Annotated in this window: 20 protein-coding genes and 1 other RNA gene; 15 read left to right on the plus strand and 6 right to left on the minus strand. The window is 57.1% G+C overall.

The features are described 5' to 3' along the window. The first annotated feature begins 58 nt into the window (after nt 1-58). The 4 genes from BBA90_RS05280 (at nt 59) to speB (ending at nt 5,972) form a co-directional block, all read left to right on the plus strand. Nucleotides 59-1,510 carry a TolC family outer membrane protein gene (locus BBA90_RS05280; protein WP_065648240.1) on the plus strand — a complete coding sequence of 484 codons (1,452 nt, stop codon included), beginning with the start codon at nt 59-61 and terminating at the stop codon, nt 1,508-1,510. Beyond that, nucleotides 1,507-3,687: a type I secretion system permease/ATPase gene (locus BBA90_RS05285; RefSeq protein ID WP_065648241.1), complete on the plus strand. Its 2,181-nt coding sequence runs from the start codon at nt 1,507-1,509 to the stop codon at nt 3,685-3,687. Before BBA90_RS05280 ends, BBA90_RS05285 begins: the two co-directional genes overlap by 4 nt. A 23-nt stretch (nt 3,688-3,710) precedes the next feature. Beyond that, nucleotides 3,711-4,907: an HlyD family type I secretion periplasmic adaptor subunit gene (locus BBA90_RS05290; protein ID WP_412159094.1), complete on the plus strand. Its 1,197-nt coding sequence runs from the start codon at nt 3,711-3,713 to the stop codon at nt 4,905-4,907. A 144-nt stretch (nt 4,908-5,051) separates the two neighbouring features. Beyond that, nucleotides 5,052-5,972, plus strand: coding sequence for an agmatinase (speB, locus tag BBA90_RS05295; protein ID WP_065648243.1), 921 nt, complete (start codon nt 5,052-5,054; stop codon nt 5,970-5,972). Nucleotides 5,973-6,017: 45 nt separating this feature from the next. On the opposite strand, the gene BBA90_RS05300 is transcribed toward speB, so the two are convergent. Continuing rightward, nucleotides 6,018-6,773: a M48 family metallopeptidase gene (locus BBA90_RS05300; protein ID WP_065648244.1), complete on the minus strand. Its 756-nt coding sequence runs from the start codon at nt 6,771-6,773 to the stop codon at nt 6,018-6,020. Between the two features lie 272 nt (nt 6,774-7,045). Between BBA90_RS05300 and tkt the strand changes: the two genes are divergently transcribed. The 7 genes from tkt (at nt 7,046) to BBA90_RS05335 (ending at nt 15,514) form a co-directional block, all read left to right on the plus strand. Continuing rightward, entirely contained in the window at nt 7,046-9,037 is a 1,992-nt protein-coding gene (gene tkt, locus BBA90_RS05305) for a transketolase (protein ID WP_065648245.1), read from the plus strand. 353 nt (nt 9,038-9,390) lie between these two features. Beyond that, nucleotides 9,391-10,410: an erythrose-4-phosphate dehydrogenase gene (gene epd / locus BBA90_RS05310; RefSeq protein ID WP_039380059.1), complete on the plus strand. Its 1,020-nt coding sequence runs from the start codon at nt 9,391-9,393 to the stop codon at nt 10,408-10,410. A gap of 51 nt (nt 10,411-10,461) precedes the next feature. After that, nucleotides 10,462-11,625, plus strand: a complete 1,164-nt coding sequence (gene pgk, locus BBA90_RS05315; RefSeq protein ID WP_065648246.1) for a phosphoglycerate kinase — start codon at nt 10,462-10,464, stop codon at nt 11,623-11,625. 102 nt (nt 11,626-11,727) lie between these two features. Then, entirely contained in the window at nt 11,728-12,807 is a 1,080-nt protein-coding gene (gene fbaA, locus BBA90_RS05320; protein WP_065648247.1) for a class II fructose-bisphosphate aldolase, read from the plus strand. A gap of 297 nt (nt 12,808-13,104) precedes the next feature. Then, complete coding sequence (gene mscS / locus BBA90_RS05325) at nt 13,105-13,986, plus strand: small-conductance mechanosensitive channel MscS (RefSeq protein WP_065648248.1); 882 nt, start codon at nt 13,105-13,107, stop codon at nt 13,984-13,986. A gap of 131 nt (nt 13,987-14,117) precedes the next feature. Further along, nucleotides 14,118-14,738, plus strand: a complete 621-nt coding sequence (argO, locus tag BBA90_RS05330) for an arginine exporter ArgO (protein ID WP_065648249.1) — start codon at nt 14,118-14,120, stop codon at nt 14,736-14,738. Between the two features lie 77 nt (nt 14,739-14,815). Continuing rightward, a complete protein-coding gene (locus BBA90_RS05335) occupies nt 14,816-15,514 on the plus strand; it encodes an IclR family transcriptional regulator domain-containing protein (RefSeq protein ID WP_065648250.1) in 699 nt (232 codons plus the stop codon). Here BBA90_RS05335 and BBA90_RS05340 read toward each other — a convergent pair. Further along, nucleotides 15,498-16,811, minus strand: a complete 1,314-nt coding sequence (locus BBA90_RS05340) for an MFS transporter (RefSeq protein ID WP_065648251.1) — start codon at nt 16,809-16,811, stop codon at nt 15,498-15,500. The genes BBA90_RS05335 and BBA90_RS05340 overlap by 17 nt on opposite strands. 214 nt (nt 16,812-17,025) lie before the next feature. Here BBA90_RS05340 and BBA90_RS05345 point away from each other — a divergent pair, with 214 nt between their 5' ends. Next, complete coding sequence (locus BBA90_RS05345; protein ID WP_065648252.1) at nt 17,026-17,760, plus strand: oxidative stress defense protein; 735 nt, start codon at nt 17,026-17,028, stop codon at nt 17,758-17,760. A 39-nt stretch (nt 17,761-17,799) separates the two neighbouring features. On the opposite strand, the gene BBA90_RS05350 is transcribed toward BBA90_RS05345, so the two are convergent. Continuing rightward, nucleotides 17,800-18,705: a LysR family transcriptional regulator ArgP gene (locus BBA90_RS05350; RefSeq protein WP_039380043.1), complete on the minus strand. Its 906-nt coding sequence runs from the start codon at nt 18,703-18,705 to the stop codon at nt 17,800-17,802. A 182-nt stretch (nt 18,706-18,887) separates the two neighbouring features. On the opposite strand from BBA90_RS05350, the gene rpiA reads away from it, so the two are divergent. Beyond that, entirely contained in the window at nt 18,888-19,547 is a 660-nt protein-coding gene (rpiA, locus tag BBA90_RS05355) for a ribose-5-phosphate isomerase RpiA (protein ID WP_065648253.1), read from the plus strand. A 278-nt stretch (nt 19,548-19,825) separates the two neighbouring features. Next, on the plus strand, nt 19,826-21,064 hold the full coding sequence (gene serA / locus BBA90_RS05360) for a phosphoglycerate dehydrogenase (protein ID WP_065648254.1): 1,239 nt from the start codon (nt 19,826-19,828) through the stop codon (nt 21,062-21,064). Nucleotides 21,065-21,085: 21 nt separating this feature from the next. Here the strand turns inward: serA and BBA90_RS05365 are convergent, their stop codons facing one another. The 3 genes from BBA90_RS05365 to zapA form a co-directional block, all read right to left on the minus strand. Then, entirely contained in the window at nt 21,086-21,688 is a 603-nt protein-coding gene (locus tag BBA90_RS05365; RefSeq protein WP_065648255.1) for a 5-formyltetrahydrofolate cyclo-ligase, read from the minus strand. 140 nt (nt 21,689-21,828) lie between these two features. Beyond that, nucleotides 21,829-22,012, minus strand: a non-coding RNA gene (ssrS, locus tag BBA90_RS05370) — 6S RNA. 39 nt (nt 22,013-22,051) lie between these two features. After that, nucleotides 22,052-22,381: a cell division protein ZapA gene (gene zapA, locus BBA90_RS05375; protein WP_034823204.1), complete on the minus strand. Its 330-nt coding sequence runs from the start codon at nt 22,379-22,381 to the stop codon at nt 22,052-22,054. A gap of 170 nt (nt 22,382-22,551) precedes the next feature. Between zapA and BBA90_RS05380 the strand changes: the two genes are divergently transcribed. Then, nucleotides 22,552-23,133, plus strand: a complete 582-nt coding sequence (locus BBA90_RS05380; RefSeq protein ID WP_065648256.1) for a YecA family protein — start codon at nt 22,552-22,554, stop codon at nt 23,131-23,133. The last annotated feature ends 15 nt before the right edge of the window (nt 23,134-23,148 follow it).

Consider the following 23,148-nt stretch of genomic DNA (forward strand, 5'->3'; position numbering starts at 1 on the left):
AGGGAAGCATCACGGGCACAGGAGGTGCCCTTTCTCTATTCTGACTGGTGGATAATCGATGGATCTGATGCAATCCGGCGCACCCTTTCGCCGTTCCTCTCTGCCCGCCGCAGTAAGCGCGGGCTTTCTCTTGTTTTACAGTGCGCATCTCAGTGCCGCCAGTGACACGCTGATGCGTGCAGGTTCTATTACCCAAAGCGAGCTGGTTCAGCAGCAGGAACTGCCATCGCTTGCCGGCGAAGTCGCCGGACCCGCGCTGGCCAGCGTGCCGGATACCCTGACAATTGAACAGGCGGTACAGCGCGCGGTGCAGTGGCATCCGGATATTACGCAGGCGATCGGCACCATGCTGGAGCAGGCGAATCAGGTCGACGTGGCCAAAGCAAAATATTATCCGCAAATCAGCGGGGGCATGAATAACGGCTATAGCAACAGTTACAGCGGCAGCGGCTTCAGTCCGTCATTTGTGCTGTCGGTGTCGCAGATGCTCTATGACTTTGGCAAAGTCAGCAGCTCGGTGCGCTCTGCTGAAGCGGGCGTGGCGCAGGAGCAGGCCAACGTGCTGGTGAGCATCGACAGCGTGGCGCACGATACCGCAGCTGCCCTGGTTCAGGTGCAGGGCTATCAGCAGCTGGTAAAGATTGCCCGCGATCAGCTCAGCGCCCTGAGCCGGATTGGTGTCCTCGCACGGCAGCGTAATGAGGAGGGCGCCGCTTCGCTCTCCGACGCGACCCAGACCGATGCGCGTATTGAAGGCGCGCGCACCACCCTGACGCAGTATCAGGCGAGCCTTAACCGCTGGCGCGCAACCTTAGCTACCTATCTGGGCTGGCCGCTGGTAAAGCAGGTCAGCGACCAGTTTCCCGCGACGCTGACCCGCGGCTGCGCCAGTGGCAAAGCGGATGACAAAAGCAACCCGGCGGTGCTGGCCGCGTGGGCGCAGGCTAGTCAGGCGCAGGCCAAACTTGATAATGCCAGCGCACAGAACCTGCCGACCATCTCGCTGGAACCGCAGGTCACGCACTATCTCAATGATCACTACGCCGGCAATCAGTCGCTGGATCGCACGCAGTACTCTGCTTTTATCAAAGTAGAGATGCCGCTTTATCAGGGGGGCGGGATTACCGCTGCGCGCGACGCCGCCGCCAGCGCGCTGCAGGCGGCGAACGCTGCGGTCAATTCCGCGCGGCTGAAAGCGCGTCAGCAGCTGAGTGAGTCGCAGAATGAAGCGCTTAGCCTGTCGCAGAGTCTGGCGATCATGGGGCGTCAGCAGGCGCTGGGCGAGAAAACCCGCCAGCTTTATCAGGATCAGTATCTGCAGCTCGGCACGCGCCCGCTGCTGGACGTGCTGAATGCAGAACAGGAAGTGTGGCAGACCCGCTTTACGCTACAGCAGACCATCAGCCAGCTGCGATCGCTGCAGCTCGACTGCCTCTACAGCACCGGACAAATACGTTCAGCCTTTACGCTTAATCATCAGCGCATCCAGACCGTGGAGATCCAGCCATGACCCAATTACCGATCCCGGACGCGCCTGAGGGCCAGCCCGCCAGCGGCGGTGGCGAGCTGCCGCTTAACGGCTGGGCCACGGCAATCATTCAAATCGCCACCCACTACCGGCTGCCCTGTTCGCCGGGCATGATCATGGCGGCGGCAGAGTGGCAGGGCAAACAGACGCGCGATAAAGCGCTGCGCCATCTGGCGCGCCAGGCGGGCCTGTCGCTGCAGCTGTTTGCAGAGGAGAGCCGGGAGATCACGCGCTGGCGCCTGCCGCTGGCGGTAGAGCTGAATGACGGCCAGGTCGGCGTGATCACAGCATTTGATGGCGATGACCGCGTACGGGTCCACTTTTCCGGCGATGAACAGCCGACGCCGGTGATGCTCACCGATCTGCTGCCCGCCCTCAGCGTGGTGGCGGCGCTGCGGCCGGTGGCGGCGGCGAAAGATAGTCGGGTCGATCGCTATCTGGCTACCGTGCGCCCGGACTGGCTGCGGCGGCTGGTGCTGCACGATCTGCGTCCCTATGGCTACGTGATGCTGGCGTCCTTTTTGATCAACCTGCTGGCGCTGGTCGGGATCGTCTTTTCGATGCAGGTGTATGATCGGGTGATCCCGGCGCAATCCTACCCCACGCTCTATGTGCTCTATGCTGGCGTGATCATCTCCGTGGTGTTTACCTATATTCTGCGCGTGGGCCGCGATCACGTCACCGATCTGCTGGGCAAGCGCGCCGATATGCGCGTCTCCGATCGGGTTTTTGGTCATGCGCTGCGGCTGCGCAACAGCGTGGTGCCTCGTTCTACCGGAACTTTTATCTCTCAGCTGCGTGAGCTGGAGGCGATCCGGGAAATGGTAACCTCGACAACCGTTACCGCGATCGTTGATATGCCATTTTTCCTGCTGTTTCTGCTGGTGATGGCCATTATTGCGCCGCAGCTGGCGTGGATCGCCCCGGTGGCGGTGCTGCTGATGGTGCTGCCGGGTCTGCTCAGCCAGAAAAAACTGGCGAAGCTGGCGCAGCAGGCGCTGAAAGAGTCCACGCTGCGTAATGCGGTGCTGGTGGAGAGCGTGCAGGGGCTGGAGGATATCAAGCTGATGCAGGCGGAAGATCGCTTTCTGCAGCAGTGGAACAGCTATATCCGTATCACCGCGCAGTCAGGGGTCGAGATGCGTAAAGTGATGCACTCGCTCATCAGCTGGGGCGTAACGGTGCAGGGCCTGGTTTATGCCAGCGTCATTGTGGTGGGCGCGCCGATGGTGATCAACGGTGATATCACGACCGGGGCAATTGTGGCGGCGTCGCTGCTCTCCTCACGCATGATTGCGCCGATGGCGACGCTGTGCGGCGTGCTGGCGCGCTGGCAACAGGTCAGGGCAGCGAAAACCAGCCTTGACGGCCTGATGAACCTGCCGGTAGAGAACAGCAGCGATGAGACGCGTATCCACTGCCCGGTGCTGTTTGGCCACTATCAGTTTACCGACGCCATGTTTCGCTACTACAGCGACTCGCTGACCCTGGCGCTGCGCATTAAATCCCTGACTATTCAGCCAGGCGAGCGTATTGCGGTACTGGGCCGCAACGGCTCCGGTAAATCCACGCTGCTGCAGGCGATGGCGGGCGGCATGGATCTGGTCAGTGGTGAACTGCGGCTTGATAACCTTAGCCTGCCGCATATTGACGTGGCTGACGTGCGGCGCAATGTCGGGCTGCTGACGCAAAACGCGCGTCTGTTTCACGGTACGCTGCGCGAAAATCTGACTCTCGGCGCGGCGCACGCTACCGATGACGCCATATTCTCTGCGCTGACGGTGAGCGGCGGGGCGGAATTTATTCGTCGTCTGCCGCTGGGGCTGGATCACCCGATCATGGAGGGGGGAACCGGTCTTTCCGGCGGGCAGCGGCAGTCGCTGCTGCTGGCGCGTATGCTGCTGCGCGATCCCAATATTGTGCTGCTGGATGAACCCACGGCCGCGCTCGACGACCACACTGAAAAAGAGTTTATTGAGCGCCTCGGCGCGTGGCTGAATGGCCGCACGCTGATCGTTGCGACTCATCGTGCCGCGATTCTGTCGCTGGTGGATCGGATACTGGTGCTGAAAGAGGGGCAGCTGGTCATGGACAGTCCGAAAGAGAAAGCGCTGCCGCCGGCGCGCAGCGGCGGAAATCTGCCGGAGGTGAACGCATGAAGCAGCTGCCGGCAAAACTGCGGCTGATAACGGCTGCTGAAACAGACGCGTCAGACGATCTGCTGGGCGAACTGAAGTCGGAGACCCACTACAGCGGTGCCGTGCGGCTGATTGTGATCAGCGCCGCGCTGATGCTGGTCGCGCTGATCTGGGCGTGGTTTGGCGTGCTGGATGAAGTCTCAACCGGGACCGGCAAGGTGATCCCCAGTTCGCGCGAACAGGTGCTGCAGTCGCTGGAGGGGGGGATTCTGACGGAGCTGTATGTGCATGAAGGCGATCAGGTGCAGGCGGGTGAGGTGGTGGCGCGCCTCGATCCTACCCGTTCGCAGTCAAGCGTAGGGGAGAGTGCGGCACGCTACCGTGCCGCGCTGGCGGCGGCGTCGCGCCTGCGGGCAGAGGTCAACGATACCCGGCTGACCTTTCCGGACGAGCTCAGCGGCTGGCCCGATCTGATCGCGGCAGAAACCCGCCTCTATACGACTAAACGGGCACAGCTCAACGACGCCACAAAGCAGTTTAAGGCGTCGCTGGCGCTGGCTAACCGCGAGCTGGCGATTACGCAGCGGCTGGCAAAGAGCGGGGCAGCCAGTAACGTGGAGGTGCTGCGCCTGCAGCGTGAGAAATCCGATCTGGAACTGAAGCTGACCGATATGCGCTCACAATATTATGTCCAGGCGCGCGAGGAGCTGGCCAAAGCGAGCGCGGAAGCGGACAGCCTGGCGGAAGTGATCAAAGGGCGGGAAGATACGGTAACGCGCCTGACGATTCGTGCACCGATGCGCGGCATCGTTAAAAATATCAAAGTATCCACGGTTGGCGGCGTGGTGCCGCCTAATGGCGAACTGATGAACATTGTCCCGCTTAACGACAGGCTGCTGGTGGAGGCGCGCCTCTCGCCACGCGACATCGCTTTTATCCATCCGGGGCAGCGCGCGGTGGTGAAGATCTCCGCCTATGATTACGCCATTTATGGCGGTCTTAATGGCGTGGTGGAGAGCATCTCGCCGGACACCATTCAGGATGAGGTTAAACCAGAAATTTACTACTATCGGGTGTTTATCCGTACCGATAACGACTATGTGCAGAACAAAGCGGGCCGGCGCTTTTCTATCACACCCGGTATGGTTTCCACGGTGGATATCAAAACCGGCGAGAAAACCGTGATGGATTATCTGGTCAAGCCGTTTAACAAAGCCGAAGAGGCGATGCGCGAACGCTAAGCGGATGAGGATTGCAGGGGAGAATATTCCCGGCGATAATCACGCCATCAATCCCTTCCCCGTCACGCCTGACGACGCGGAAGGGATTTTTTTATACCTGACCCGTAATCAGGCCGGTGAGGCCTGACGTAAAGAGGATGAATTATGTACAACACCCTGGGCAATCAGTATGACAACTCCCTGGTTTCCAACGCCTTTGGTTTCATGCGTTTTCCGCTCAACTTCCAGCCGTACGACAGCGACGCAGAGTGGGTGATCACCGGTGTGCCGTTTGACGCCGCTACGTCGGGCCGTCCGGGCAGCCGTCTGGGGCCGGGAGCAATTCGTCAGATCTCAACTAACCTGGCGTGGGAAGGGTGCCGCTGGCCGTGGGACTTCGACCTGCGTCAGCGCCTGAAAGTCGTGGACTGTGGCGACCTGGTTTACGCGTTTGGTGACTCACAGGATCTCTCTGACAAACTGCAGGCGCATGCGGAAAAACTGCTGGCCAGCGGCAAGCGCATGCTGACCTTTGGCGGCGACCACTACATTACGCTGCCGCTGCTGCGCGCCCACGCGAAGCATTTCGGCAAAATGGCGCTGGTGCATTTCGATGCGCACACTGACACCTATTCCAACGGCCCGACCTTTGACCACGGCACCATGTTCTTCACCGCGCCACAAGAGGGGCTGATCGATCCGCAGCACTCGGTGCAGATCGGTATCCGTACTGAATTTGATAAGAGTCTGGGCTTTAACGTGCTGGATGCGGCACAGGTTAACGATCGCAGCGTGGATGATATTCTGGCGGAAGTGAAGCGCACCGTGGGCGACCTGCCGGTCTACCTGACCTTTGATATTGACTGCCTCGATCCGGCGCACGCGCCAGGCACCGGTACGCCGGTAATTGGCGGGCTGAGCAGTGACAAAGCGACCAAACTGGTTCGCGGCCTGCAGGGGATGAATATCGTCGGTATGGATCTGGTGGAAGTGGCGCCAGGCTACGATCACGCCGATCTGACCTCGCTGGCAGCGGCCACGCTGGCGCTGGATATGCTGCACGTGCAGGCAGCGAACAAAGGCTGATAGTGGCAGCCCTTCTCCCGGCGGGAGGAGGGCTGCATCAGGCGCTTATTTACCGTCTGCGGCGATACGATCGCGGATATGCTGCGCGCGCGCTTCTGAATCAGGATGGGAGTCAAACATCGAACTCTGATGTCCCTGATCCATCTTTGCCAGCTTCTCAAAACTGGTGGCTAAACCGAGCGGGTTGATACCGCGCTTTTTCAGCAGATCATACGAGTAGTCATCTGCCTGCGACTCCTGGGTCTGCGAGAACTGCGCGTTAACCAGCTTCTCGCCGATATCGCCCAGCTGCGACTGCGACAGCGAACCAATAATACCGCCAACCGATGCGGCGGCACCGCGTGCGGCTTCGGTGGCAAAGGCAACCTGCATCGCTTTACGCGTGTGGCCCAGCGCGACGTGCCCCATCTCATGGCCCAGTACGCCTTCTACTTCATTGTCGGTCATCATATCCATCAGGCCGCTGTAAACGCGGATGCAGCCGTTAGCCATCGCCCAGGCGTTGACGTCTTTGGTAACGTACACCTTGTAGTTCGCCGGCGTGCCGTTGATATTGTCGCCCAGTGCGGCAGCGATCTTATTCAGGCGTTGCTGATAACTGCTGTTTGCGGCTGCCACCTGATTGTCTTTATCCATTTGCGCACAGGACTGATCGCTCAGCTGTTTTACCTGCGCATCACTGAGTGAGTAGGCCTGATACGCCTGCGCGCCCGACTGCAGCAGCGCGTTGTTATCAAAACCCTGACAGCCGCTCAGTAGCGCTGCCACTCCCATTGCCGTAACCGTAGCCCGGATTTTCATATCATCATCCTTTAAGTCACTCGTCGTAAAAACACACACCTGAAAGCAGGCCAGATGTATAAACCCGATGTTTATAGCGCGCCCGTTTCGCGGTTGCTAGCAGACGCGGCTTAAAATGCAATCGCAGCCATGATAATTAGCACGCGGATGCATGTACTTTTGTGCCGATTTTCATGTACATTGATGGGCGACTTCTTTCACGCTTCGCCTTATAACTGATTAATTACAATACGTTAAGCGCGGCGGAGCCTTAATCCGATCTGGAGTAGAACATGCCCTCTCGTAAAGAGCTTGCCAACGCCATTCGTGCGTTAAGTATGGACGCAGTACAGAAAGCTAAATCGGGACACCCGGGTGCCCCGATGGGCATGGCGGATATCGCTGAAGTGCTGTGGCGCGACTTCCTGAATCACAACCCGGTTAACCCGCAGTGGGCAGATCGCGACCGCTTCGTGCTCTCGAACGGGCATGGCTCTATGCTGATCTACAGCCTGCTGCACCTTGCTGGCTACGATCTGCCAATGAGCGAGCTGCAGAACTTCCGCCAGCTGCACTCTAAAACCCCAGGTCACCCGGAATATGGCTACACGCCAGGCGTGGAAACCACCACCGGCCCGCTGGGCCAGGGCATCGCCAACGCCGTGGGCTTTGCGATCGCCGAGCGTACGCTGGCCGCACAGTTCAACCGCCCGGGTCATGATATCGTAGACCACCATACCTATGTTTTCATGGGCGACGGCTGCATGATGGAAGGGATTTCGCACGAAGTCTGCTCTATCGCCGGCACGCTGAAGCTGGGCAAGCTGGTCGCGTTCTATGACGACAACGGTATCTCAATTGATGGTCACGTTGATGGCTGGTTCTCCGACGACACTGCAGCACGTTTTGAAGCCTACGGCTGGCATGTTGTGCGCGGCGTGGATGGTCACGACGCAGAAGCAATCAAACAGGCTGTGGAAGAGGCGAAGCGCGTCTCTGACAAGCCGTCACTGCTGATGTGCAAAACCGTTATCGGCTTCGGCTCGCCCAACAAAGCGGGCACGCACGATTCACACGGCGCGCCGCTGGGCGACGATGAAATTGCGCTGACGCGTAAGCAGCTGGGCTGGAGCCATGCGCCGTTTGAGATCCCGGCCGATATCTATGCGCAGTGGGATGCCAGAGAGGCAGGCCAGGCGAAAGAGTCCGCTTGGAATGAGAAGTTTGCAGCCTATGCGGCAGCTTTCCCGGCACTGGCGGAAGAGTTTACACGTCGCGTTAACAATGAGCTGCCTGCTAACTGGCAGGCAGAGTCGCAGCAGTTTATTGAGCAGCTGCAGGCGAATCCGGCTAAAATCGCCAGCCGTAAAGCGTCACAGAATGCGATTGAAGCCTTTGGCAAGCTGCTGCCGGAGTTCCTCGGCGGTTCCGCCGATCTGGCACCCAGCAACCTGACGATGTGGTCCGGTTCTAAACCGATCAACGAAGACACAGCGGGTAACTACATCCATTATGGCGTGCGTGAGTTCGGTATGACCGCCATTGCCAACGGCATTGCGCTGCACGGCGGTTTCCTGCCTTATACCGCGACCTTCCTGATGTTTGTTGAATATGCCCGCAACGCGGCGCGTATGGCGGCACTGATGAAGATCCGCCAGATCATGGTTTACACCCACGACTCCATCGGTCTGGGTGAAGATGGCCCGACGCACCAGCCGGTTGAGCAGATGGCCAGCCTGCGTACGACGCCAAACATGAGCCTGTGGCGTCCCTGTGACCAGGTTGAGTCTGCTGTCGCGTGGAAATATGCCATTGAGCGCGTGGATGGCCCGTCAGCGCTGATCTTCTCCCGCCAGAACCTGGCGCAGCAGGATCGTACCGCTGAGCAGCTGGCAAACGTGGTCCGCGGTGGCTATGTGCTGAAAGATTGCAACGGCACGCCGGAACTGATCCTGATCGCTACCGGCTCTGAAGTTGAGCTGGCGGTGGCTGCCGCTGACAAACTCAGCAGCGAAGGCCGCAATGTGCGCGTGGTCTCCATGCCATCAACGGATGCGTTCGATAAGCAGGATGCCGCCTACCGTGAAGCGGTGCTGCCGAAAGCAGTTGGTGCGCGCGTTGCCATTGAAGCGGGTATTGCCGATTACTGGTTCAAATACACCGGCCTGCACGGCGCGGTGGTCGGTATGACCTCATTTGGTGAATCTGCGCCGGCAGAGCTGTTGTTTAAAGAGTTCGGCTTCACCGTTGAGAATGTGGTAAACACCGCAAAATCTATTCTGTAATCCGTGGTCGCCTTAACGGGCGACTTAACAAACCGGATATCGTGAGCTACAGGGTGCGCATTGATGCGCACCCTGTTTTATTTCATATTCTTTCGCCGCCTGAAACGTTTCAATTATTCCTGCAGTAATTGTTTAATCGCCTCATTTTTGTGACGCAGATCCAATAATCATCACCATCCTTGATCGCAATCATTCCGGTTATTCCTCGCATGCTTTATTCTGGCTGAACCGTTTCAGTTGCTGCCGAATCCCTGCGCATCGCGTCAGGCGCTGCGGAAGAATTCCCTGTACAAAATGGCATGAAACGCTCAAGGTATCTGGCACATTTCAGAGGTGCAGTTGCAGGAAAAGCGATGACCATTCGTATTGCTATCAATGGCTTTGGTCGTATCGGACGCAATGTGTTGCGTGCGCTATATGAAACGGGACGCCGGGCGGAAATCACGGTCGTTGCGATTAATGAGCTGGCAGACGCCGCCGGCATGGCGCATCTGCTGAAGTACGATACCAGCCACGGTCGCTTCGCCTTCGACGTGCGTCAGGAGCGCGATCTGCTGTGGGTAGGGGAAGACACTATTCGCATCCTGCACCAGGCAGAGATCGGCACGCTGCCGTGGCAGCAGCTGGACGTTGATGTCGTGCTGGATTGCACCGGCGTTTACGGCAGCCGCGCCGACGGTGAGGCGCATCTGCAGGCGGGCGCCAGAAAAGTTCTGTTTTCGCATCCGGGCGGCAACGATCTGGACGCAACCGTTGTGTTCGGCGTAAACGAACAGGCTCTTAAACAAACTGACCGCATTGTGTCTAACGCATCCTGTACCACCAACTGCATTATTCCGGTGATCAAGCTGCTGGATGATGCCTTTGGGATCGAGTCCGGTACAGTGACCACGATCCACTCAGCGATGCACGATCAGCAGGTGATCGACGCCTATCACAGCGATCTGCGCCGCACCCGTGCAGCGAGTCAGTCGATCATTCCGGTCGATACGCGGCTGGCTGCCGGCATCACCCGCATTTTTCCGAAATTCAACGATCGCTTCGAAGCGATAGCGGTGCGTGTACCCACTATCAACGTGACGGCGATTGATCTGAGCGTCTCGGTGCGGGCGGCGGTAAAGGCGTGTGAGGTCAATGCGCTGCTGCAAAACGCATCAGCAGGGGCATTTCGTGGTATAGTTGACTATACGGAATTACCGTTAGTCTCAGTAGATTTTAACCACGATCCGCACAGTGCCATCGTTGATGGTACGCAGACGCGGGTCAGCGGTCATCACCTGATCAAGACGCTGGTCTGGTGTGACAACGAATGGGGCTTTGCTAATCGGATGATCGATACTACGTTAGCAATGGCCGCAAGCGGTTTCAGGTAAGACGCGGATGGCGTCTGGCAAAACTTACGAGAATCAACGAGAGGATTCACCATGTCTGTAATTAAGATGACCGATCTGGACCTTGCTGGTAAGCGTGTTCTGATCCGTGCCGATCTCAATGTGCCAGTGAAAGAAGGAAAAGTGACATCTGACGCACGTATCCGTGCTTCCCTGCCTACCATTGAAGCGGCACTGAAACAGGGCGCAAAAGTGATGGTTACCTCTCACCTCGGTCGCCCGACTGAAGGTGAATACAATGAAGAGTTCTCGCTGCTGCCGGTTGTTAACTATCTGAAAGAGAAACTGAACGGTACCCAGGTTACGCTGGCAAAAGAGTATCTTGACGGCGTTGAAGTGGGAGCGGGCGAGCTGGTAGTACTGGAAAACGTACGCTTTAACAAAGGCGAAAAGAAAGATGACGAGACGCTGGCGAAGAAATATGCCGCGCTGTGCGATGTCTTTGTAATGGATGCGTTTGGTACCGCCCACCGTGCACAGGCTTCAACCCATGGCGTAGGCAAATTTGCGCCAGTCGCCTGCGCCGGCCCGCTGCTTTCTGCTGAGCTGGAAGCGCTGGGTAAAGTAATGAGCAATCCGGAGCGTCCGCTGGTTGCCGTCGTCGGTGGTTCAAAAGTATCGACCAAATTTGATGTCCTGCAGTCGCTGGTCAAAATTGCGGATACCGTGATTGTTGGCGGCGGCATCGCAAACACCTTCGTGGCTATCGACAACAACGTCGGTAAATCACTCTACGAGCCGGACTTCGTTGAAGCGGCTAAAGGCCTGCGTGACCAGTACGGTATTCCGGTTCCGACCGATTCCCGTGTGGGCACGGAATTCTCTGAAACTGCACCTTCTACCGTGAAAAAGGTTTCAGAAGTGCAGGATAACGAAGAGATTATGGACTTCGGTGATGAAACCGCACAGAACATGGCGAAGATTCTGAAAGAGGCCAAAACGATTCTGTGGAACGGTCCGGTAGGCGTATTTGAGTTCCCGAACTTCCGTAAAGGCACCGAAATCGTGGCTAATGCGATTGCAGACAGCGAGGCATTCTCTGTTGCAGGCGGCGGTGACACCCTGGCGGCTATCGATCTGTTCGGTATCGAAGACAAGATCTCTTACATCTCAACCGGCGGCGGGGCGTTCCTGGAGTTTGTGGAAGGCAAAAAACTGCCTGCAGTGGCGATGCTGGAAGAGCGCGCTAAGCAGTAATTCTGGGGGCAGCGCTCCGGCGCTGCCTTAAAACTGGCCCCGTCCGGGGCAAATAAATCCCATTCCCTTCGGGAATGAACGGTAACGAAACGGGACACAACCATGTCTAAAATTTTTGATTTCGTAAAACCCGGCGTTGTCACTGGTGATGACGTTCAGAAAGTCTTCAAGGTAGCGAAAGAGCACAAATTCGCTCTGCCTGCAGTTAACTGCGTCGGCACGGACTCCATTAACGCGGTACTGGAAGCGGCTGCCAAAGTTAAAGCGCCGGTCATCGTTCAGTTCTCCAACGGCGGTGCTGCATTTATCGCCGGTAAAGGTTTCAAAACCGACAAACCACAGGGCGCAGCAATTTTCGGCGCTATCGCCGGTGCGCACCATGTGCATCTGATGGCAGAGCAGTATGGTGTGCCGGTTATTCTGCACACTGACCACTGTGCGAAAAAACTGCTGCCGTGGATCGACGGTCTGCTGGATGCCGGTGAAGAGCACTTCAAAAAAACCGGTAAGCCACTGTTCTCTTCACACATGATCGACCTCTCTGAAGAGTCGCTGGAAGAGAACATCGAGATCTCCAGCAAATATCTGACGCGTATGGCGAAAATTGATATGACGCTGGAAATCGAACTCGGCTGTACCGGGGGTGAAGAAGATGGCGTGGATAACAGCCATATGGATGCTTCAGCCCTCTACACCCAGCCAGAAGATGTGGATTACGCTTACACCGAGCTGAGCAAAATCAGCCCGCGTTTCACTATTGCGGCCTCTTTCGGCAACGTGCACGGCGTGTACAAGCCAGGCAACGTGAAGCTGACCCCAACCATTCTGCGCGATTCACAGAAATATGTGTGCGAGAAGCATGGTCTGGAGCATAACGCGCTGGATTTCGTATTCCACGGCGGTTCCGGTTCTTCTGCGGCAGAGATTGAAGAGTCTATCAGCTACGGCGTGATCAAAATGAACATCGATACCGATACCCAGTGGGCAACCTGGGACGGTATTCTGCAGTATTACAAATCTAACGAAGCGTACCTGCAGTCGCAGCTGGGCAACCCGAACGGCCCGGACAGCCCGAACAAGAAATACTATGACCCACGCGTCTGGCTGCGTGCGGCACAATCCTCAATGGTTGTGCGCTTAGAGCAGGCGTTTAAAGAGCTGAACGCAGTCGACGTACTGTAAGTTCGCTGCAGTAAAAAGGCCCCTGCAGGGGCCTTTTTTATGCGTTTCCGCTGCACTCTCTTCCAGACAAACGCACACGCCAGTTCGTCTCATTCTGATGCACAGTTACCGCCAGTCTGCAGGTTACTCTGCTCTGATCTGCATCGATTCCGGTATGTTTTCTCCCCAATATAATGTTAAATCAGCTTAATTTTGGCGCTTCCCCCTGTTTTTGTTTAACCTTGTAGCCTGGAGTGCCGGAGTCAATCTGGCCGTTTTTGTAATTTCCCGCGGGAAACTCAACAACAGGGCTGACAAATGGAAGATTTAGATGTCGTAAATGGCATTAACAGTGCAGGTGGCTGGCTGGTGCGTAACCAGGCGCTGATCCTGAGCTATGCGGTCAATATCGTGGCAGCAATCGCGATTATTATCGTTGGCATGATCATCGCGCGTATTGTCTCAAAAGGCGTGAATCGTCTGCTGGTGGCACGCCATATCGACGCGACCGTGGCCGATTTTCTCTCAGCCTTAGTCCGCTATGGCGTTATCGCATTTACTATCATCGCAGCGCTGGGGCGCGTTGGCGTACAGACCGCGTCAGTGATCGCCGTGCTGGGTGCGGCCGGTCTGGCCGTGGGTCTGGCGCTGCAGGGCTCGCTGTCCAACCTGGCGGCAGGTGTACTGCTGGTGACTTTCCGTCCGTTCCGTACCGGCGAATTTGTTGATCTCGGTGGCGTGATGGGAACGGTTCAGAATGTGCAGATCTTCTCAACCACGCTGAAAAGCGCAGACGGTAAAATGGTGGTGGTGCCGAACGGCAAAATCATCGCCAGCAATATCATTAACTTCTCCCGTGAGCCGATCCGCCGCAACGAATTTATTATTGGCGTGGCCTACGATGCGGATGTCGATCAGGTGATCGCTCTGCTGCGTGACGTCGTGGAAGCGGATGAGCGCGTGCTGAAAGATATGGGTATCCAGATCGGCCTGAATGAACTGGCGGCTTCGTCACTGAACTTTGTGGTGCGCTGCTGGAGCAAAAGCGGTGACCTGCAGAACGTTTACTGGGACCTGATGAAAAACTTTAAGCGTACGCTGGATGCGAACGGCATCGGCATCCCTTATCCGCAGATGGATGTGCATCTGCACCAGGTCAGGCGCGAAGAGCAGGAGCAGCCGGTTAACCTGACAAAATAACATCAGCATAAGGCACCTGCGGGTGCCTTTCTTATTAATCGAACTAATGGCCGATTAAATCTTTCAATTTCCGCTAATATCTTCCTGCTAATATACTGCGCCCATCTTCTTCTCTTTCCAGGTTATTCAGCATGTTAGCAATTTATCTGCAGGGGCTGGCGCTGGGCGCTGCCTTGATCCTGCCACTGGGCCCGCAAAACGCTTTTGTGATGAATCAGGGCATCAAGCGTCACTATCATTTGATGACCGCTACGCTTTGTACCCTGAGCGACATTGCCTTGATCTGCGGCGGCATATTTGGCGGCAGCGCGCTGCTGCATCAGTCACCGCTGCTGCTGACGCTGATCACCTGGGCAGGCGTTGCGTTTCTGCTCTGGTATGGCTGGGGAGCATTACGTAGTGCATGGCGCGGCGGTATTGCGCTGGAGCAGGACAGCACGCTGAAACAGGGACGCTGGCGCATTATTGCCACGATGCTGGCTGTGACCTGGCTCAATCCGCATGTCTATCTGGATACGTTTGTCGTACTGGGCAGCCTCGGCAGTCAGCTGCCTTCTGCCGATGCCCGTCGCTGGTTCGCGCTGGGCACCGTCAGCGCCTCCGTTATCTGGTTTTATGGTCTGGCGCTGCTGGCGGCCTGGCTGTCGCCACGACTGCGCACCGCGCGTGCGCAGCGCATTATTAATCTGCTGGTTGGCAGCGTCATGTGGCTTATCGCTTTCCAGCTGGCGCAGCAGGGGCTGACAGATTAAAAAGTAAAACGCGCAGGGGGGCATTATTGACGCGGCGAGGCTGTTAAGATTGAGTTTTTAGCGCCCGGAGGTGACCCATGTCTTCTCAACCTAACCAGAGCCTGATTGACGGCATCCGCTGTCTGCAGTACCTGGTCTCCAGCGACAGAGCCATTGGCGGGCGTGAGCTGGCGCGTCAGATGGGAATGAACAGCACGCGCGTTAACCGTCTGCTGATGACCATGGCATCGATCGGCCTCACCGTTCAGGATGAGCAGCGTCGCTATCTGCCGGGCCCGGGCGTGCACGCGCTGGCCGCGCAGGCGATTCGGGGGTCCTCACTGTTTGCGCAGGCGCTGCCGCAGCTGGAGCTGTATGCACCGCACGATATCGTGGTGGCGCTGGGCGTGCTGTGGGAGGATCAGGTCATCTATATCTGGCACTCGGAACCCGGTGAACGCACCCGCACCAGTCAGGCGCTGGCCGGATTTCGCATGCTGCCAGCGTGGCAGTCGGTGATTGGCATGGCGCTGCTGGCCGCAGAGCCTGATGTGCAGCTGCAGCCGCGTTTTGACCCGGCGCAGTGGACGCAGATGGCACCTCTGCTGGCACGCAAACGCCAGAGCGATCATCTTATCTGGCAGCGTGATGATGGTGAGATTGGTATGGCGCTGCCGATCACGCATAATCGCGCGGCGCTGGCGTTCGCTAAAATCTGGCAGACGGATGATGAGCATCTGGCGCAACGGGTGGCGCAGCTGAAAGCGCTGGCGCAGAAGATCACCGGCGAGCAGTAATCTCTTCGGGGCGGCCAACGATAAACAGATAGCTGCCGATCCCCACCAGCGCCAGCGCAGCGATGAACATCAGCGCCGGAGCAAAATCACTGCCGTCGATCAGTGCGCCAATCGCAACCGGCACAACGATTGCGGAGAGCGCACCGGTAAAGTTAAACATGCCGCCTGCCAGCCCGACCAGATGACGCGGTGCCAGCGTAGTGACAAACACCCAGGTAATGGTGGCCAGCCCGTTGCCGAAAAAGGCCAGCGACATAAACAGGACGATCAGCGTGGTATTATCCGTGTAGCTGGCGCCGAGAATAAACAGCGTCATCGTCAGTCCGAGCAGTATCGGCAGCTTGCGCGCCACGCCCGCTGAAACGCCGCGCCGCATCAGATAATCGGAGATAAATCCCGCCAGCAGTACACCGCAAAACGCCGCCAGATAAGGCAGCGAGGCGACATAGCCGCTTTTAATGAAATCCATATGCCGGTACCGGACCAGATAGGTCGGAAACCACGTCAGAAAGAACCAGAACGTGGCGGAAATCGAAAACTGGCCCAGACAGATGCCCAGCAGCTGGCGGTTGCGCAGCATCTGCTGCATATCACTCAGGCGCAGCGGTGTACGCCCGGCCGATGCGCTGTCGGGCAGCGCACCGTTCTCCAGCAGCCAGGCGCGCTCTGCGGCGGATACACGTTTATGTTCGCCAGGCTCGCGATAGAACGCAAACCAGACCCCAGCCCACAGAATGCCGGTCAGACCGGTGGTAGCAAACAGCCCGCGCCAGCCAAACGCAGCCTCGATATGAAACAGCAGCGGCGTCACGCAGGCCAGGCCAGCAAACTGCGCTGAAGAGTAAATGCCAATGGCGCTGGCGCGCTCGTGTAGCGGAAACCAGCCGGAAATAATACGGTTGTTAGCCGGCATCACCGGGGCTTCAAGCGCGCCGACGCCCAGCCGCAGTCCCACCAGCGCCGCTGCGCTGCTGGCGCAAACATGCAGCAGGGTAATGAGCGACCAGCCGATCATCGCTACGCCATACACCATACGCGCACCGAACCGATCAATCAGCCAGCCGCCCGGGATCTGCAGTGCGGCGTAGATCCAGCCAAATGCAGAAAAAACCAGCCCCATTTGCAGTGGAGTGAGCTGCAATTCAGCGCTCAGCGCTGGCGCTGCCACGGCCAGATTAGCGCGATCCATATAGTTGATAATGATGTTCACAAATACCAGCGTCAGCATCAGAAAACGCGTACGTCCGACGCGCACGCCAGCAGCAGGCGCGTCAGGGCTTAATGGATCGGGTGCCATGAGCAGAGCTCCTGAAAACAAAAAGTATTTATCAAGCGAAACGTACAATACTCTTTTTGACAACTCTGTAGTGATAAGTTTGCAGCCGGCAGCAGGTTAAAACGCAGCGCGAACGAACTTTTCTGTCGGCGTAAACTCAGAGCATCACGCATAGTAAAGTGTTAGCGGCTTCGCCATAGTGGCAGCCGGTAACCCGATTTCCAAGGAGGAGTTTGTGAAACTGAAAGCACTGGCGCTGGTCGCCGCAATGAGTACGGGCGCACTGTCGGGCATGGTTCAGGCCGGAGAGGTTCCTGAAGGACCGCATGTGGTCACTTCCGGTCAGGCAAGCGTGGATGCGCGTCCGGATATGGCGACGCTCTCAATCATGGTCAGCGTCGCCTCTAAAGAAGCCGCTGATGCCAAAAAGCAGGCTGACGCGCGCGTGGCGCAATATTTTGATTTCCTGCAAAAGAGCGGTATTGAAAAGAAAGATATCGATGCGGCTAATCTGAGTACCCAGCCAGAATATGACTATACCAAAGAGGGTAAGTCGGTACTGAAAGGCTACCGCGCGGTACGCCAGGTGGAAGTGACGCTGCGTCAGCTGGATAAGCTGAACGATCTGCTGGATGGCGCGCTAAAATCAGGTCTGAACGAAATCCGCACCGTTGAACTGGGCGTGGCAAACGCAGAAAGCTACAAAGAGCAGGCGCGTAAAGCCGCCATTGCTAACGCTACGCAGCAGGCCAGTGCGCTGGCTGAAGGTTTCAACGCGAAGCTGGGTCAGGTCTACAGTATTCGCTATCATGTGGCTAACTATCAGCCAATGCCGATGGCGCGCATGTACAAAGCGGCCGCCGCACCCGCGGATACCACTGCGCAGCAGACGTATGAACAGCAGAGTATCCACTTTGACGATCAGGTCGATGTAGTGTTTGAAATTAAGCCAAACGCCGCTACGCCCTGATAGCTGACTGCCGCAGCGGCGCCTGCCGCTGCGCTATGCTCAGGCTGTGACCTCATCCTGACGCAATACCCGATGTCCGTGGGCAATCAGCGCATCGGTGACGCTGCGCATCAGCCGGCTTTCTGGCGCAAAGCGGTGCCAGTAGAGCATTCGGCGCTGATAAAGCCCGGGTGTCAGATCCACCAGCTCGCCCTGGGCCAGCTCGCGCTCAATCTGCAGATGCGGGATCATACAGCAGACCGATCCCTGCCGCGCCAGCTGCACAAACGCCTCTGACGAATTGACAATATGGCAGGGTACGCTGCCCGGTGACAGATCAAAATTCTGCTGCAAAAACGCCTGATGCATATCATCCAGATGGTCAAACGCCACCGCCGGTGCCTTGAGCAAAGCAGATCGCGTGACGCCGTTAGGAAAGTAGCGGGCGGCAAAATCGGGCGAGGCGCAAAACAGATAGTCGAGCGCCCCCAGCTGATCAACCAGGCAGCTTGGCAGCGGCTGCGGCTGGATACTCACGGCGCCTACCACTTCGCCACGACGCAGCCGTTCCTGCGTGCGCGTTTCATCTTCCACCTGCAGATTCAGCCGTACCGGGGAGTCCGCCAGCACATCTTTCAGTGCCGGCAACAGCCAGGTCGCAAGACTGTCGGCGTTAACCGCCAGCGAGAGCAGCAGCGGCGTGGTCCCGCTTTGATCGTCACCCAGCCACTCCTCTTCCAGCAACTCAACCTGATGCAGCAGCGCCAGCAGCTTCTGCCCCTGTTCAGTGGGGCGGGGCGGAACAGTGCGTACCAGCAGCGGCTGACCAAACAGGTTTTCCAGCTGCTTGATACGCTGCGATACGGCTGACTGGGTAATACAAAGCTTCTGTGCAGCGCGCTCAAAGCCGCGCTCACGAATAACTGCATCCAGCGCCTGAAGCGTGCGGTAATCCGGGCGTTTCATTATGGTTCTCTCTCGTTCAGGGTGGAAAGTACTATGCCACAAAATGGCCGCACTGTGCGGCAGCTGTATTTTTGCGGACTGGCTTCCAAAGGTATAAATCGGTGGCGCGTGAGTCGCGCACTTTTACAGCGCGTTGTTTTATACTACGCGCACTTTGATGTCGCACAGGTTTTAAACATACCATGACCCAGGATGAACTGAAAAAAGCGGTAGGGTGGGCGGCGCTGCAGTATGTGCAGCCAGGCACCATTGTTGGCGTAGGCACCGGATCAACGGCCGCGCATTTTATCGACGCGCTGGCCACCATGAAGCACCAGATTGAGGGGGCGGTCTCCAGTTCTGAAGCCTCCACCCTGAAGCTGAAATCGCTGGGCATACCGGTTTTCGATCTTAACGACGTGGATGATATTGCGGTCTATGTCGATGGTGCCGATGAGATCAACCCGCATATGCAGATGATCAAGGGCGGTGGCGCAGCGCTAACGCGCGAGAAGATTGTGGCAGCGGTCGCGCAAAAGTTTGTCTGTATCGCGGATGCGTCCAAAGAGGTTGATATTCTTGGTCGTTTCCCGCTGCCGGTTGAAGTGATCCCGATGGCGCGAGCGTATGTCGCGCGCGAGCTGGTGAAGCTTGGCGGCCAGCCAGAGTATCGGCAGCAGGTGGTGACCGATAATGGCAACATCATTCTCGACGTGCACAACCTGCAGATCCTCGATCCCGTCACCATGGAGAAAAACATTAATGCGCTGGCGGGCGTGGTCACGGTGGGTCTGTTTGCCACCCGGGGCGCTGATGTCGCGCTGATTGGCACACCGGATGGCGTCAAAACTATTCTCAAATGATCTCTCCGGCGCGCCTGACGCGCCGTTTTTTACCCGGCTAATTCTGCTTTTCTTTACCGGCCTGAATTTAGTGACTTATGTCACAAACAGGGCATGGAGAGCCGATTCCTGCTCTCTGCTTCCGGCATCCTGCGATTTTGTATGGATTTGTGCTGCCCGAAAGCCGGAGCGTGCTGCCGCAGTCGCAATCGTTTGTATTGCCGCATTGCCAGAATTTGTTATTTTGGCAGAAGGTAATCTTATGGCACTCCACGTTGAATTCTGAATAGGGTCGGGAAATGGCAAAGGTATCACTGGATAAAGACAAAATTAAATTTCTGCTGGTGGAGGGCGTGCATCAGAGCGCGCTGGAAAATCTTCGCGCGGCAGGCTATACCAACATCGAGTTTCACAAAGGGGCGCTGGATGCAGAATCGCTGAAAGCCTCAATCCGTGATGCGCACTTTATCGGTATCCGCTCCCGCACCCAGCTTACGGAAGAGATTTTCGCCGCAGCAGAGAAGCTGGTAGCGGTTGGCTGCTTCTGCATCGGCACCAATCAGGTCGATCTTAACGCCGCTGCGCAGCGCGGTATTCCGGTATTTAACGCACCTTTCTCTAATACCCGCTCCGTAGCTGAGCTGGTGATCGGGGAGATGCTGCTGATGCTGCGCGGCATTCCGGAAGCGAACGCCAAGGCGCACCGCGGTATCTGGAACAAAGTGGCAACCGGCTCCTATGAAGCGCGCGGCAAAAAGCTGGGCATCATTGGCTATGGGCATATCGGCATGCAGCTTGGCGTGCTGGCGGAAGGCCTGGGCATGCACGTTTTCTTTTACGATATTGAAAACAAGCTGCCGCTGGGGAACGCTACGCAGGTGCGTCACCTGTCAGATCTGCTCAATATGAGTGATGTGGTGAGCCTGCATGTGCCGGAGACCGCCTCAACCCAGAACATGATTAGCACAGAAGAGCTGGCACTGATGAAGCCGGGCGCGCTGCTGATCAACGCTGCTCGCGGCACCGTCATCGATATCCCGGCGCTGTGTCATGCGCTCTCCAGCAAACATCTGGCGGGTGCAGCCATTGACGTCTTCCCGACTGAACCGGCAACCAACAGCGATCCGTTCAATTCACCGCTGTGCGAGTTTGATAACGTTATTCTGACGCCGCACATTGGCGGTTCCACGCAGGAAGCGCAGGAGAATATCGGCCTGGAAGTATCGGGTAAGCTGGCAAAATACTCTGATAACGGCTCAACGCTCTCTGCAGTTAATTTTCCGGAGGTGTCGCTGCCAATGCACGGCGCCAGCGCCAGTCGTCTGCTGCACATTCACGAAAACCGTCCGGGTATTCTCACTGCGATTAACCAGATTTTCGCTGAGCAGAATATTAATATCGCGGCCCAGTTCCTGCAGACCTCGCCTCAGCTCGGCTACGTAGTAATTGATATCGACGCCGAAAAAGATGTTGCGGATAAAGCGCTGCAGCTGATGCGTGCGATTCCGGGCACGATGCGCGCCCGTCTGCTCTACTGATAAGTGACGGGCAGGCGCCCGTCAGAACGACGCATCCCACTGCCACAGTTTTGCCGGCGTGAGCACGGCCGGTAGCGGGATGTCCCATGCGGCTGCCGGCAGCGCCTCAACGCGCTGGCAGTCGTGAGCAATGCCTATCGGCAGGCAGCCATGGCGCTGCCAGTTCTGCAGCGTGCGGTCATAAAAGCCGCCGCCCATTCCCAGCCGTTGTCCACTCTCATCAAACGCTACCAGCGGAACCAGCATGACATCCAGCCGATCCAGCGTCGCCATCTGCGTAATATCCAGCGGCGGCTCCGGAATGCGCAGCTTATTCATGACCAGCTGTGTTTCAGGGGTATAACGCAAAAACAGCAGATTCCCTGGCGCAAACGGATGCAGTACCGGCAAATAAACCGCTTTTTTTTGCTGCCAGAGGCGGGCAATCAGCGGCCGGGTATTGATTTCACCGTCGGTGGAGAGAAACAGCGCAATATGTTGTGCTGCTGAGACGGGCGCCAGGTTAACCGCATGTTCAGCCAGCCGTTCGGCAGCGTCAGCCTGCTGTTCAGGCGTCAGATGCCGGCGCAGATGGCGAATGTGCTGACGCAGCAGCTGACGTTCGGTGTAATCAGTAGCTGACATAATGTTCCCTGCAGAAATGGGTTAGCGTGCGCTGACTATATCATGCAAAAGAGGGGGAAGGGGGGCTGACTTCAGGTGGCAGCGGCAGTCGCGTCTGCCGCTGTGACACCACCTGTAATGATGCCGGGTAAAACAGAAAAGAGATCTCCGAGATGCCGCCGCAGGCTGTAACCCTTGAACCCTTGGTTCAAGGTGAGTATGCCGTCGCAACCATCAGGCTTCTCGGACGAACCGAGCATGCTCACAGGCTACAGAGCGTCACACTCTGTTGGTATGAAATATCGGCTCAGGGGACTGGCCCGCTTGCAAACATCTCAGAGAAACAGGACTTCATCGTTGCTCTGGCATGAGAACCATGAAGTATTATTCGAATTTAGGGCCCTGGCGGTCGGTAATACGACCCTGCTCAACTAAAGCCTGTTCAATCGTCTGCTGCAGCATGCGGATACGTTGTTCCATGTTTGCTGCATAGTCGCGCGTTTTACCTTTCTCTTGCGCCAGCTCGTGGCAGATGTTTAACGCGGCGATGAACACCAGTTGCTCTGTATTTGTGACTCTAGTGCGAACTTTTAAATCTTGCAACCGTTGATTGAGGTCCTCTGCGGCAAGATTTAGCGCATCCTGCTGTTCAGGCGGACAATTTACTCTCAAAGAACGACCAAAAATTTGTATATCTACCGGTTGTGCAGACATGCCACCATCCTGACTGATTACTTCGTTCGCTCCACCCGGCTCGCCATTGGTCCGGAAGGTGCGCAACTATATAGACGCGGGTAAGAAGATACAACCCCCTTTTCTGGAAACCCTGAGGCACCTGGTGGTAGCATATCACGAACTTATTCTGCCAACGACGACCAAAGCTTATGTCTTTACAGAACGCAACACCCACTTACAACGCGCTGGCCGCAGCCCTCTCTCAGCAGGGTGTGGGCATGACGCCTGCCGAAATGCATGGACTGCTGTGTGGCATCCTGTGTGGCGGCAATCAGGACGCCAGCTGGAAGACGCTGGTGCACGATCTGGCTAACGAAGGCATGGCCTTCTCACAGAGCCTGGCACAGCCGCTGCAGGCTCTGCATGACAGTCTGACCAGTACGCTGGAAGAGGATGGCTTTCTGTTTCAGCTGATGCTGCCGGATGAAGAAGATATTACCGTTTTTGACCGGGCTGACGCGCTGGCGGGCTGGGTAAACCATTTCCTGCTTGGCCTGGGTGTGACGCAACCTAAACTGGATAAAGTCACCGGTGAAACCGGCGAAGCGATTGACGATCTGCGTACGATTGCTCAGCTCGGCTACGAAGAAGATGAAGATCAGGAAGAGCTGGAGCAGTCGCTGGAAGAGGTGATTGAGTATGTGCGCGTCGCAGCGCTGCTGTGCCACGACACTTTCACGCGTCCGCATACGCCAACCGCACCGGAAGTGCAGAAACCTACGCTACACTAAGCGCGTCATCGCGGG

It is taken from the genome of Pantoea eucrina (assembly GCF_001691555.1).
Lineage (GTDB): Bacteria > Pseudomonadota > Gammaproteobacteria > Enterobacterales > Enterobacteriaceae > Pantoea > Pantoea borealis.

Bases quoted from the DNA above. Each gene is read 5' to 3' on its own strand.
- BBA90_RS05280 (WP_065648240.1), top strand. From the start codon at position 59: ATGGATCTGATGCAATCCGGCGCACCCTTTCGCCGTTCCTCTCTGCCC.
- BBA90_RS05285 (WP_065648241.1), top strand. From the start codon at position 1,507: ATGACCCAATTACCGATCCCGGACGCGCCTGAGGGCCAGCCCGCCAGC.
- speB (WP_065648243.1), top strand. From the start codon at position 5,052: ATGTACAACACCCTGGGCAATCAGTATGACAACTCCCTGGTTTCCAAC.
- BBA90_RS05300 (WP_065648244.1), bottom strand. From the start codon at position 6,773: ATGAAAATCCGGGCTACGGTTACGGCAATGGGAGTGGCAGCGCTACTG.
- tkt (WP_065648245.1), top strand. From the start codon at position 7,046: ATGCCCTCTCGTAAAGAGCTTGCCAACGCCATTCGTGCGTTAAGTATG.
- epd (WP_039380059.1), top strand. From the start codon at position 9,391: ATGACCATTCGTATTGCTATCAATGGCTTTGGTCGTATCGGACGCAAT.
- pgk (WP_065648246.1), top strand. From the start codon at position 10,462: ATGTCTGTAATTAAGATGACCGATCTGGACCTTGCTGGTAAGCGTGTT.
- fbaA (WP_065648247.1), top strand. From the start codon at position 11,728: ATGTCTAAAATTTTTGATTTCGTAAAACCCGGCGTTGTCACTGGTGAT.
- mscS (WP_065648248.1), top strand. From the start codon at position 13,105: ATGGAAGATTTAGATGTCGTAAATGGCATTAACAGTGCAGGTGGCTGG.
- argO (WP_065648249.1), top strand. From the start codon at position 14,118: ATGTTAGCAATTTATCTGCAGGGGCTGGCGCTGGGCGCTGCCTTGATC.
- BBA90_RS05335 (WP_065648250.1), top strand. From the start codon at position 14,816: ATGTCTTCTCAACCTAACCAGAGCCTGATTGACGGCATCCGCTGTCTG.
- BBA90_RS05340 (WP_065648251.1), bottom strand. From the start codon at position 16,811: ATGGCACCCGATCCATTAAGCCCTGACGCGCCTGCTGCTGGCGTGCGC.
- BBA90_RS05350 (WP_039380043.1), bottom strand. From the start codon at position 18,705: ATGAAACGCCCGGATTACCGCACGCTTCAGGCGCTGGATGCAGTTATT.
- rpiA (WP_065648253.1), top strand. From the start codon at position 18,888: ATGACCCAGGATGAACTGAAAAAAGCGGTAGGGTGGGCGGCGCTGCAG.
- serA (WP_065648254.1), top strand. From the start codon at position 19,826: ATGGCAAAGGTATCACTGGATAAAGACAAAATTAAATTTCTGCTGGTG.
- BBA90_RS05365 (WP_065648255.1), bottom strand. From the start codon at position 21,688: ATGTCAGCTACTGATTACACCGAACGTCAGCTGCTGCGTCAGCACATT.
- zapA (WP_034823204.1), bottom strand. From the start codon at position 22,381: ATGTCTGCACAACCGGTAGATATACAAATTTTTGGTCGTTCTTTGAGA.
- BBA90_RS05380 (WP_065648256.1), top strand. From the start codon at position 22,552: ATGTCTTTACAGAACGCAACACCCACTTACAACGCGCTGGCCGCAGCC.